The sequence below is a fragment of the Nocardioides ginsengisegetis genome, assembly GCF_014138045.1.
GTDB classification, from domain to species: domain Bacteria; phylum Actinomycetota; class Actinomycetes; order Propionibacteriales; family Nocardioidaceae; genus Nocardioides; species Nocardioides ginsengisegetis.
The window spans coordinates 437,755-448,450 of record NZ_JACGXA010000001.1 but is presented as its reverse complement, the minus strand read 5'-3'; the positions used below and the strand labels follow the sequence as shown (position 1 = coordinate 448,450).

At 72.1% G+C, this 10,696-nt stretch carries 12 protein-coding genes; 5 read left to right on the top strand and 7 right to left on the bottom strand.

What is annotated here, in order from left to right; all coding sequences use genetic code 11:
* Positions 1-35: 35 nt before the first annotated feature.
* Positions 36-704, bottom strand: coding sequence for a fumarylacetoacetate hydrolase family protein (locus FB382_RS02180; protein WP_182536399.1), 669 nt, complete (start codon positions 702-704; stop codon positions 36-38).
* 57 nt (positions 705-761) lie between these two features.
* Between FB382_RS02180 and FB382_RS02175 the strand changes: the two genes are divergently transcribed.
* Positions 762-1,193: a RidA family protein gene (locus FB382_RS02175; RefSeq protein ID WP_182536397.1), complete on the top strand. Its 432-nt coding sequence runs from the start codon at positions 762-764 to the stop codon at positions 1,191-1,193.
* A gap of 5 nt (positions 1,194-1,198) precedes the next feature.
* Here the strand turns inward: FB382_RS02175 and rnhA are convergent, their stop codons facing one another.
* Genes rnhA through FB382_RS02160 form a run of 3 tightly spaced genes read right to left on the bottom strand, consistent with a single transcriptional unit; the run spans position 1,199 to position 3,592 of the window.
* A complete protein-coding gene (gene rnhA, locus FB382_RS02170) occupies positions 1,199-1,663 on the bottom strand; it encodes a ribonuclease HI (protein ID WP_125039039.1) in 465 nt (154 codons plus the stop codon).
* Positions 1,664-1,683: 20 nt separating this feature from the next.
* Entirely contained in the window at positions 1,684-2,481 is a 798-nt protein-coding gene (locus FB382_RS02165) for a nitrilase-related carbon-nitrogen hydrolase (protein WP_182536395.1), read from the bottom strand.
* Positions 2,482-2,485: 4 nt separating this feature from the next.
* Positions 2,486-3,592 carry a GuaB3 family IMP dehydrogenase-related protein gene (locus FB382_RS02160; RefSeq protein ID WP_182536393.1) on the bottom strand — a complete coding sequence of 369 codons (1,107 nt, stop codon included), beginning with the start codon at positions 3,590-3,592 and terminating at the stop codon, positions 2,486-2,488.
* Between the two features lie 57 nt (positions 3,593-3,649).
* Here FB382_RS02160 and FB382_RS02155 point away from each other — a divergent pair, with 57 nt between their 5' ends.
* Entirely contained in the window at positions 3,650-4,150 is a 501-nt protein-coding gene (locus tag FB382_RS02155) for a DinB family protein (RefSeq protein WP_182536391.1), read from the top strand.
* Positions 4,151-4,161: 11 nt separating this feature from the next.
* Here FB382_RS02155 and guaB read toward each other — a convergent pair whose 3' ends face one another.
* Complete coding sequence (gene guaB / locus FB382_RS02150) at positions 4,162-5,664, bottom strand: IMP dehydrogenase (RefSeq protein ID WP_182536389.1); 1,503 nt, start codon at positions 5,662-5,664, stop codon at positions 4,162-4,164.
* A gap of 70 nt (positions 5,665-5,734) precedes the next feature.
* Positions 5,735-6,634, bottom strand: coding sequence for a GNAT family N-acetyltransferase (locus tag FB382_RS02145; RefSeq protein ID WP_182536387.1), 900 nt, complete (start codon positions 6,632-6,634; stop codon positions 5,735-5,737).
* Between the two features lie 115 nt (positions 6,635-6,749).
* Between FB382_RS02145 and FB382_RS02140 the strand changes: the two genes are divergently transcribed.
* Genes FB382_RS02140 through FB382_RS02130 form a run of 3 tightly spaced genes read left to right on the top strand, consistent with a single transcriptional unit; the run spans position 6,750 to position 8,983 of the window.
* Positions 6,750-7,064 carry a YciI family protein gene (locus FB382_RS02140; RefSeq protein WP_182536385.1) on the top strand — a complete coding sequence of 105 codons (315 nt, stop codon included), beginning with the start codon at positions 6,750-6,752 and terminating at the stop codon, positions 7,062-7,064.
* A 42-nt stretch (positions 7,065-7,106) separates the two neighbouring features.
* Positions 7,107-7,652, top strand: a complete 546-nt coding sequence (locus tag FB382_RS02135) for a SigE family RNA polymerase sigma factor (protein ID WP_182536383.1) — start codon at positions 7,107-7,109, stop codon at positions 7,650-7,652.
* A complete protein-coding gene (locus tag FB382_RS02130; protein WP_182536381.1) occupies positions 7,646-8,983 on the top strand; it encodes a hypothetical protein in 1,338 nt (445 codons plus the stop codon). Before FB382_RS02135 ends, FB382_RS02130 begins: the two co-directional genes overlap by 7 nt.
* 80 nt (positions 8,984-9,063) lie before the next feature.
* Here the strand turns inward: FB382_RS02130 and groL are convergent, their stop codons facing one another.
* Positions 9,064-10,689: a chaperonin GroEL gene (gene groL, locus FB382_RS02125; protein WP_182536378.1), complete on the bottom strand. Its 1,626-nt coding sequence runs from the start codon at positions 10,687-10,689 to the stop codon at positions 9,064-9,066.
* Positions 10,690-10,696: the final 7 nt, after the last annotated feature.

The window sequence follows — 10,696 nt, the reverse complement described above, 5'->3', positions numbered from 1 at the left end:
TGCTGGATCTGGGCGGACGCTGGTCGAGCCGGGTGTCAGCCCGTGAGGCGGACGGTGTTGGTGAGGGTCCCGATGCCGGGTATCTCGGTCTCGACGACGTCGCCGTCGGCCAGGAAGGTCGGCGGGGTCATGCCCATGCCGACTCCCCCGGGTGTGCCGGTGAGGACGACGTCGCCGGGGCGCAGCACCGTGAAGGTCGAGATGTAGGCCAGGAGATCGGGGCAGTCGAAGACGAGCGTGCGGGTGTTGCCGCGCTGGCGCTCCACGCCGTTGACGCGGCAGATCACCTCGACGCCCTCCTTCGGGTCGAGGGCGTCCGGCGGGACGACGACGGGGCCGATGGGCGTGGTGGCGTCCCAGGCCTTGCCCTGGAACCACTGGATCGTCCGGTTCTGCCAGTCGCGCACGGAGATGTCGTTGGCGACGGTGTAGCCGCCGATGGCCCGCTCGGCCTCATCGCGGCTTGCGCCGCGGATCTCGGCCCCGACCACCACGGCCAGCTCGGCCTCCCAGTCGACCTGGACGCTGCGAGGAAGCACGATGTCGGCGCCGTCGGGGAGGAGCGTGTCGGCGTACTTCGCGAAGAGCGTCGGGTGGGTCGGGAGCTCGCGGCCCATCTCGGTGATGTGGTCGGCGTAGTTGAGGCCGCAGCAGATGACCTTGCCCGGGGAGGCGAGAGGGAGGGCGTGCGCGCCGGACGACATATTTCATTCTGCTCACGAACGTTGCGCGATTGTCAATAGACGTCCTAGTGTCCCGGCATGGCCTCCCACCTCGCGCCGATTCCCGTCAATCCCCCGTCGCTGCCGGTGCCGAGCGGCTACTCCCACGGCACGTTGAGCGGGAACACGCTCTACCTGGGAGGGCAGACGGCGCTCGACGCCGACATGCGCATCGTCGAGGGCGGCATCGTCGAGCAGTTCCGCCAGGCCTTCGGCAACGTGTTGACGACGCTGCGCGAGGCAGGCGGGGTCCCGGAGGACTTGGTCTCGATCACGATCTACCTCACCGACATCCCCGACTACCAGGCCCACGGCCGGGAGATCGGTGCCGTGTGGCGCGAGCTGGCCGGGCCGGTCTATCCCGCGATGGCGGGCATCGGCACGACGGCTCTGTGGCAGCCGGAAGCGCTCATCGAGATCCTCGGCGTTGCCGTCATCCCCGACGAGCGGTTGTCGCGTCCGGCAAGCTGACCGAGTCAGCTCGCGACGCCGGAGGCCGCGGCCTCCTCGAGACCCTTGGCGGCGAGGCGGTCGGCGCGCTCGTTGCCCTCGTCGCCGGCGTGGCCCTTGACCCAGTGCCACTCGACGGTGTGCTTCTCACAGGCGGCCTGGAGCTGCTTCCAGAGGTCGACGTTCTTGACCGGCTGCTTGGCCGAGGTCATCCAGCCGTTGCGCATCCAGCCCGGCACCCACTTCATGATGCCGTTCCGGACGTACGTCGAGTCGGTGTAGAGGTGCACGACGACCGGCCGCTTGAGCATCTCGAGGGCCCGGATCGGAGCGGTGAGCTCCATCCGGTTGTTGGTGGTCTCGCCGGGGTCGCCGCCGCACAGCTCGAGCTCGTGCGGGCCCTGCCGGAGCAGGGCGCCCCAGCCACCCGGACCCGGGTTGGGGACGCACGCGCCGTCGGTGTGGATGACGACCTCGTCCTCGCTGCTCACGGGCGTGATCCTCCCACGCGTCAGGCGCGTTCCCGCACCCGCGGGCCGAGCGTGGCGCGCCGGTCGGCGTGCATCCGGCGCACGGCGCGGGTCTCCTCGACCAGGGCCGGGTCGAGGTCCGCGATGGCCAGCCCCTCCTCGGTGTCGAGGCGGGCGAGCGGGCGGCCCTCGGGGTCCAGGACGACCGAGCCGCCGATGAAGTCGTAGGGCCCGCAGCGGCCGGTCATGGCGGCGAGCACGACGTACATGCCGTGGTCGAGGGCGCGGGCCGCCAGGGCCGTGTCGCGACGGTGCGCGCTGCCCGGGAAGAACGCGCTGGAGCTGAGGTAGCCGACCGCTCCGGCGTCGGCCGCGTCGCGGGCGTGCTCGGGGAAGGAGCTGTCGTAGCAGATCGACAGGCCCAGCTCGAGGCCGTCGACGGTGATCGAGGCGCCGTGGTCGCCGGGCACGAAGAAGGGGGTCTCGTCGGCGTCGAGGTGCTGCTTGTCGTACGGCGCGGTCACCTCGCCGCCCGGCCGGACCACCAGCATCGAGAGGGTCTTGGCGGACCCGCGGGCCAGCGGCGTGCTGGCCACGACGACGGCGCCGGTCTCGGTCGCGGCCTCGCGTAGCGGGTCGAGCCAGGAGCCCTCGAGGGCCGGGACCTCACCCAGGAAGACGCCCGGGTCGTAGCCGGTCAGGAACGCCTCGGGCAGCAGCACGAGCCGCACGTCCTGGCTGCCGGCGAGCCGGACCAGCCGGGCCGCGGTGGCGACGTTGGCGGGCACGTCCCCCGAGGTGCAGGTGGCCTGGGCGGCGGCGACCCGCAGGACAGTCACGCCGTCACTCGACGACGACCTCGACCCGCTGGAACTCCTTGAGCTCGGTGTAGCCGGTGGTGGCCATCGAGCGCTTGAGCGCGCCGATGAGGTTCATGGTGCCGTCGGCGACGCGGGAGGGGCCGAAGAGGATCTCCTGGAGCGTGCCGACGGTGCCGAACTCCACCCGCTCGCCGCGCGGCAGCTCGCCGTGGTGCGCCTCGGCGCCCCAGTGGAAGCCGTGGCCGGGGGCGTCGGAGGCGCGCGCGAAGGGCGAGCCCACCATGACCGCGTCGGCGCCGCAGGCGATCGCCTTGGCGATGTCGCCCGAGCGGCCGATCGAGCCGTCGGCGATGACGTGCACGTAGCGGCCGCCCGACTCGTCCATGTAGTCGCGGCGGGCCGCGGCCACGTCGGCGACGGCCGAGGCCATCGGCACGGCCACGCCGAGCACGGTGCGGGTCGTGTGGGCCGCGCCGCCGCCGAAGCCGACCAGCACGCCGGCGGTGCCGGTGCGCATGAGGTGCAGCGCGGCCTGGTAGGTCGCGCAGCCGCCGACGATGACCGGGACGTCGAGCTCGTAGATGAACTCCTTGAGGTTCAGCGGCTCGGCCTGGCTGGAGACGTGCTCGGCGGAGACGGTGGTGCCGCGGATGACGAACATGTCGACGCCCGCCTCGACGACGGTCTTGAAGAACTCCTTGGTGCGCTGGGGGGACAGCGACCCGGCCACGGTGACACCGCCCTCGCGCATCTCCTTGAGGCGCTCGGTGATCAGCTCGGGCTTGATCGGCTCGGCGTAGATCTCCTGCATCCGGCGCGTCGCCTCGGAGCCACGCAGACCGGAGACCTCGTTGAGCAGGGGCGTGGGGTCGTCGTACCGCGTCCAGAGACCCTCGAGGTTGAGCACCCCGAGGCCGCCCAGCTTGCCGAAGGCGATCGCGGTCTCCGGCGACATCACCGAGTCCATCGGCGCGGCCATGACCGGGAGGTCGAAGCGGTAGGCATCGATCTGCCAGGCGACGCTGACCTCCTCCGGGTCGCGGGTGCGGCGCGACGGCACGATGGCCACGTCGTCGAAGGAGTAGGCACGGCGGGCGCGCTTGGCACGGCCGATCTCGATCTCTGTCACCGACACAGCCTAGCGAGGCGCCGCCCCGGCACGGCGCCCGCTTCGTAGGGTGGTGACGTGACCTACACCTGGCATGCGGTCGACGGCCGCCTCGCCGAGCTCTGCGACGAGTGCGGCTTCGACGCCCGCGACCTCACCGACGGCCGCGACGAGACCGAGCGGCTGATCACGGCGTACGCCGACCTCGAGCGCCTCCTCGCCCACCCCGACGCCGACCGGAGGCCGGAGCCCGAGACCTGGTCGGCGCGCGAGTACGTCGACCACTGCGTCGAGGTGTGCGGCGCGCTGTTCGAGTACGTCGCCCAGGTGCTCGGCACGCCCGCGCCCGCCACTCCGGCCGACCTGGCCGGGTGCCGCGACCTCGTCACCGCGACCGTGCCACCGCTGACCGGGGACGAGCGGGCGGCCGTGCTGCACGACGTCTACCGGCAGCCGGTCACCGTCGAGTGGGTGGTGCGCCACCTGCTCCACGACACCGAGCACCACGTGCTCGACCTGCGCCGCGGCTACGCCAAGCTCGGCATGGCAGACCACCCCGAGGTGTCCTTCCGCGGCTGAGCCGCAGCGGCTCAGCGACCGGTGTAGTTGGGGGCCTCGACGGTCATCTGGACGCCGTGGGGGTGGCTCTCGGTCAGCGAGGCGGAGGTGATCCGCACGAAGCGGCCCTTCTCCTGCAGCTCGGCGATGGTGCGGGCGCCGGTGTAGAACATCGACTGGTTGAGCCCGCCGATCAGCTGGTGGCTGACCGCGGCGAGCGGGCCGCGGTAGGCGACCTGGCCCTCGATGCCCTCGGGCACGATCTTGTCGTCGCTGGTGACCTCGGCCTGGAAGTAGCGGTCCTTGGAGTAGGACTTCTTGCCGCGGCTCGACATCGCGCCCAGCGAGCCCATGCCGCGGTAGGACTTGTACTGCTTGCCGTTGACGAAGACCAGCTCGCCCGGCGACTCCTCGCACCCGGCGAGCAGCGAGCCGAGCATCACGGAGTCGGCGCCGGCCACGAGGGCCTTGGCGATCTCGCCGGAGTGCTTCATGCCGCCGTCGGCGATGAGCGGCACGCCGGCGGGCTTGGTCGCCAGGCTCGCCTCGTAGACCGCGGTGACCTGCGGGACGCCCACGCCGGTCACGACACGGGTGGTGCAGATCGAGCCCGGTCCGACGCCCACCTTGACGGCGTCGGCGCCCGCGTCGACGAACGCCTGCGCGCCCTCGCGGGTCGCGACGTTGCCGCCGATCACCTGGACGTGGCGGGTCGCCGGGTCGGTCTTGAGGCGCTGGACCATGTCGAGCAGCATCCGGACGTTGCCGTGGGCGGTGTCGGCCACGAGCACGTCGACCCCGGCCTCCACGAGCGTGGTCGCGCGCTGCCAGGCGTCGCCGAAGTAGCCGATCGCCGCACCGACGAGCAGGCGCCCGTCGGCGTCGTACGACGCGTTGGGGAACTGCTCGGACTTCACGAAGTCCTTGACCGTGATCAGGCCGGCGAGGCGGCCCTCGTCGTCGACCAGCGGCAGCCGCTCGCGCTTGTGCTTGCGCAGCAGGAGCGTCGCCTCGTCGCGGTCGATGCCGACCGGGCCGGTGATCAGCGGCATCGGGGTCATCACCTCGTCGACCTTGGTGGTGGCCCACTCCGCGACGGGGGTGAACCGCAGGTCGCGGTTGGTGATGATGCCGAGCAGGCGCATGTCGGGGTCGACGACGGGGAGGCCGGAGACGCGGTATTCGCCGCAGATGCGGTCGAGCTCCTCCAGCGTCGCGTCGGGGCCGATCACGACGGGGTTGGAGATGATGCCGGTCTGGGTCCGCTTGACGAGGTCGACCTGGTAGGCCTGGTCCTCGATCGAGAGGTTGCGGTGGAGGACGCCCACGCCACCCTGGCGGGCCATCGCGATGGCCATCCGCGACTCGGTGACGGTGTCCATCGCGGCGCTGATCAGCGGGACGTTGATCGAGATCTCGCGGGTCAGGCGAGTCGTGGTGTCGATGTCCGCGGGCGCGAGGTCGGAGTGACCCGGCAGCAGCAGGACGTCGTCGTAGGTCAGGCCCAGGGCGGCGAACTTCTCGGGTACCTCCATGCGCAGATCCTACGGGGCACCCCCGCAGCTCAGGGAGCCGCCATGAGCACGAAGCCCGCGATCGGCGCGCTCAGCGCCGGACCGGGCGCAGCTCCCTCACGGGCACCCGCACGGTCAGCACGTCGGCGGCCATCCGGATCCGGCCGCGGAGGCCCGCCGCGAGCACCATCGGCAGCACCGCCTGGTTGTCGGCGCGGGTGGTCAGCACGATCTCCGAGGCCCCCATCGTGTTCGCGAGCCGTGCCGCCTCCACGAGCAGGCGGGTCCCGATGCCGCGGCGCTGCCAGGCGGGGTCGACGCGCAGCGTCACGGGCCGCACCTCGGGGTCCTCGACGGGCGGCCGCACGACGGCCAGGCCGACCGGCGTGCCGTCGATGAGGGCCGAGACGGCGTCGCCCTCCACGACGTACTCCGGAGTGGCGCCGGCGCCGACCCGGCGGCCCAGGGTCGGGGCCAGCGCGGACTCGCGGCCGCGGGCCAGCACGTCGCTGACCAGGTCGGCCATCGAGGCGCCGCGGGCGTGCTCGGTCGCGGTGAAGGGCGCCGTACGGCGCACCTGGACCTGGACCTCCCCCACCGTCATGTCCATGACGTCCTGGACCGGGGTGAGCGTGCCCTCGACCGGGTCCGCCTCGGCGTCGAAGAGCAGGGCGACGATCTCGGGGAAGGACGCGGGCTGGGCGAGGATCTGGCGGGCGGCCTGCACGTAGCGGGTCGGCTGGTCGGTCAGGGCCGCCTCGGTGCACGGCGAGGCACTCACCGACTGCCCGCCGGAGGCCTCGATCAGCTCGGCGATCTCCGGCAGCCCCCAGGCGTCCGGCACGCGCAGCACGAGCTCGTCGGTCACCGTCTCGATGCCGGGGAAGATCTGCAGGCCCAGGATGTTGACGCCCGCGGCGCCGCAGCTCTGCGCGAGCACGGCCAGGGCGCCCGGTCGGTCGGGCAGGGTGGTGCGGACTCGCCACAGCATGGGTGATCTCCCCCTCGAGACGCGCCGGCGCCGGTCGCCGGTCGACCCAGCGAGCCTGACCCGGACGTGTTGCCGGATCGGGTCCGCGGTGTTTCGGCGGTGGAACAATGGCCGGATGGCCGAGTGGATCTACTTCCTGCACCCTCCGCGGACCGACTTCGCCGAGACGATGACCGAGCAGGAGGGCGAGGTGTTCGGCGACCACTTCAGCCACCTCCAGCAGCTGCTCGCCGACGGCGTGCTGGTGCTGGCCGGCCCGACGCTGGGTCCGACCAACACCGGCATCACGGTCTTCGAGGCCCCGGACGAGGACGCGGCCCGCGCCATCATGGAGTCCGACCCCGCCATCGCGCGCGGGGTGGTCACCGGCGAGCTGCGGCCGTTCCGGGTCTCGCTGCTCCGGGATCGCGTGCAACCGATCGCCGACTGACCTCGTTCAGAGGGACATGGAGACTCGGGGGAAGAACCGCTGATGAGGCGCAGGGACGAGGCCGGGGACGAGGCGTTCACGGAGTTCGCGGCCGCCTCGCGGGCCCGGCTGCGCCGGACGGCCTACCTGTTGTGCGGCGACTGGGACCGCGCGTCGGACCACGTCCAGGAGGGCCTGGTCCGCGTGTACGTCGCGTGGCCGCGGCTGGTGCGCAACGGCGGCGAGCTCGCCTACGCCCGCAAGGCCGTCGTCAGCGCCTTCCTGGACTCGGCCCGGCGCCGGTCCAGCACCGAGCTGCCGGTGGCCGAGCACCACGAGGGCGCGACGCCCGACGACGTGGCGGGCGCGGTCGCCGACCGGGCCGCCCTGATGGCCGCCCTGGCCCGGCTGCCCGAGCGGCAGCGGGCCTGCGTGGTGCTGCGCTACTTCGAGGACCTCGACGTGCACGCCACGGCGATCGCCCTCGGCTGCAGCGAGGGCACGGTCAAGAGCCAGACGTCCCGGGCGCTCGCCAGTCTCCGGTCCATGTTCGAGGCGGCGGCCCGCGACGAGCTCGCGGTCGCCGGAGAGAGGAGCCTGCCGTGGTGAACGAGCTGCGCACGCTGTTGCGCGAGAACGTCGAGCACGCCCCCGAGGACCACGCCGACCTCGGCGAGGTGCTGCGCCTGGGCCGGTCCCGCGTACGCCGCCGGCGGACCCTGGTCGGCTCCGGGGCCGTCTCGGCCGTCGCCGTCGCGGGTCTCGTGACCGCGCTGGCGCTCGGCGGTCCCGGCACCGACCACGCCACCGGACCAGCCTCGCGGCCGTTGCCGGACGCGCCGACCACCAGCCTCGCCGACGCGGTCCCGGCCGTGGCCGGACGCGACTACACCGAGCTGGCGTCGTACACCAACGACAACCTCGACGCCGACAACGGGCAGTACTTCGACGGCGTCACCGACGACGGGCTCATCCTCTTCCGCGACGGGCCGCGGTCCGACCAGCTGCGGCCGCGGTTCGCGCTGCTCGACCCCGCGACCGGGACCAAGGACTGGCTGCCGGACCTGCGCATCGGCCAGACCCAGACCTGGCCGGCCGAGCTCGGGTCCGACCGCCTCATCCTCGTGGGTCCGTCCGGCAGCAAGGCCTCGACGCTGACGGCCTGGGTCTTCGACCGCGGCAGGCGCACGTGGTCGGAGCTGACCTGGCCCGGCCTGCCCGCGGTGGGCTTCCCCGGAGCGGCCCAGGTCGGCCCCGACGAGCGCCTCTACGTCGGGGTGCCCGCCACGCAGGGCAAGATCCCCGAGGGCGGCTGGCCGACCCAGGCGGGCGGCGACGCCGAGGACGCCGACGCCCAGGGCGACTCCTTCGAGCTGTGGTCGGTCTCGCTGACCGACGGCTCCGACGCCCGCGACGAGGGCCTGCGCTTCGGCGAGCTGGCCTTCACGCCGCACTCGATGGTGTGGACCGACCGCAGCAACGGCGACGCCGGGCAGGTGCACGTGCGCGACCTCGCGACCGGCGAGGAGCACGCCTTCGACCCGCACTCCGGCGACCGGTGCAACCTGCTCGGCTTCGGGGCGACCGACGACCGGGTGGTGCTCAGCCAGTACTGCGGCACCTACGGCGACGTCCGCGACGACCGGGTCCAGGTGCTCACCACCGACGGCGACCAGGTCGTCACGATCCAGGACAGCAGCATCGACGGCATGCTGGCCGGGGCCGGCGGCGACGGCAGCCTCGTCGAGATCACGGCGTACGAACGCGGCCAGGCGGGGACCTACATCTACGACCTCGCGTCCGGGCGGCTGCTGCGGATCAGCGACGCGATGGCGAAGTGGGGCAACGGCGGTCCGGCACCGGACGGCACGTTCCTGTGGTGCACCCCGACCAACCGCGGCCACGGCCAGGTGCAGCACGTCGGAGAGCTGACCCCCTGACCCGACCCCTGAAATGACACCGACCCGTCGTCAGCTGACGACGGGTCGGTGTTGTGTCGCGTCAGGACGCGACGGGTGGATCAGTGGCCGTGGCCGTGCCCGTGGCCGGCGCCCGCGGGGGCGTCGTCCTCTTCCTCGGGCTTCTCCACGATCAGCGTCTCGGTCGTCAGCAGCATGGCCGCGATCGAGGTCGCGTTGACCAGCGCGGAGCGGGTGACCTTGACCGGGTCCAGGACGCCCTGGGCGACCAGGTCGCCGTACTCCTCGGTGGCGGCGTTGTAGCCGTTGCCGATGCCGAGCTCGCGGACCTTGGAGGTGACGACGTAGCCGTTGACACCGCCGTTCTCGGCGATCCAGCGCAGCGGCTCGTCGGCGGCCTTGCGCACGATGCGCACGCCCGCTGCCTCGTCGCCGGTGAGGCCGAGGTCGCCGTCGAGGACGGAGACCGCGTGGATGAGCGCGGAGCCACCGCCGGGGACGATGCCCTCCTCGATCGCGGCGCGCGTCGCGGAGACGGCGTCCTCGATGCGGTGCTTCTTCTCCTTCAGCTCCACCTCGGTGGCGGCGCCGACCTTGATCACGCACACGCCGCCGGCCAGCTTCGCGAGGCGCTCCTGGAGCTTCTCGCGGTCCCAGTCGGAGTCGGTGTTCTCGATCTCGGCCTTGATCTGGTTGACGCGACCCTCGACCGCGGCGGCGTCACCGGCGCCGTCGATGATCGTGGTGTTGTCCTTGGTGATCACGACGCGACGGGCCTGGCCCAGCACCTCGAGACCGACCTGGTCGAGCTTGAGGCCGACCTCGGGGGCGATGACCTGACCACCGGTCAGGGTCGCGATGTCCTGCATCATCGCCTTGCGGCGGTCACCGAACGCGGGGGCCTTGACGGCGACCGCGTTGAAGGTGCCGCGGATCTTGTTCACGACCAGGGTCGAGAGGGCCTCGCCCTCGACGTCCTCGGAGAGGATGAACAGCGGCTTGCCGGCGGCGATGACCTTCTCGAGCAGCGGCAGCAGGTCGGAGATCGCGGAGATCTTGCCCTGGTGCAGCAGGATGTAGGGGTCGTCGAGGACGGCCTCCATGCGCTCGGGGTCGGTGACGAAGTAGGCCGAGATGTAGCCCTTGTCGAACTGCATGCCCTCGGTGAACTCCAGCTCGGTGCCCATGGTGTTGGACTCCTCGACGGTGATCACGCCGTCCTTGCCGACCTTGTCGAAGGCCTCGGCGAGCAGGTCGCCGATGACGCTGTCGCGGCTGGAGATCGTGGCCACGGAGGCCATGTCCTCGCGGGACTCGACCTCGCGGGCCGCCTCGCGCAGCGCGTCGCCGACGGCCTCGGCCGCGGCGTCCATGCCCCGCTTGAGACCCATCGGGTTGAAGCCGGCAGCCACGGCGCGCAGGCCCTCGTGGACCATCGCCTGGGCCAGCACGGTGGCGGTGGTGGTGCCGTCACCCGCGACGTCGTTGGTCTTGGTGGCGACCTCCTTGGTGAGCTGCGCACCGAGGTTCTCGAACGGGTCGTCCAGCTCGATCTCCCGCGCGACGGTCACACCGTCGTTGGTGATCGTGGGGGCGCCCCACTTCTTGTCGAGGACGACGTAGCGGCCCTTGGGGCCGAGCGTCACCTTGACGGCGTTGGCGAGCTTGTCCACGCCGCGCTCGAGCGAGCGGCGGGCGTTCTCGTCGAACTCCAGGATCTTGGGCATTGGTCTC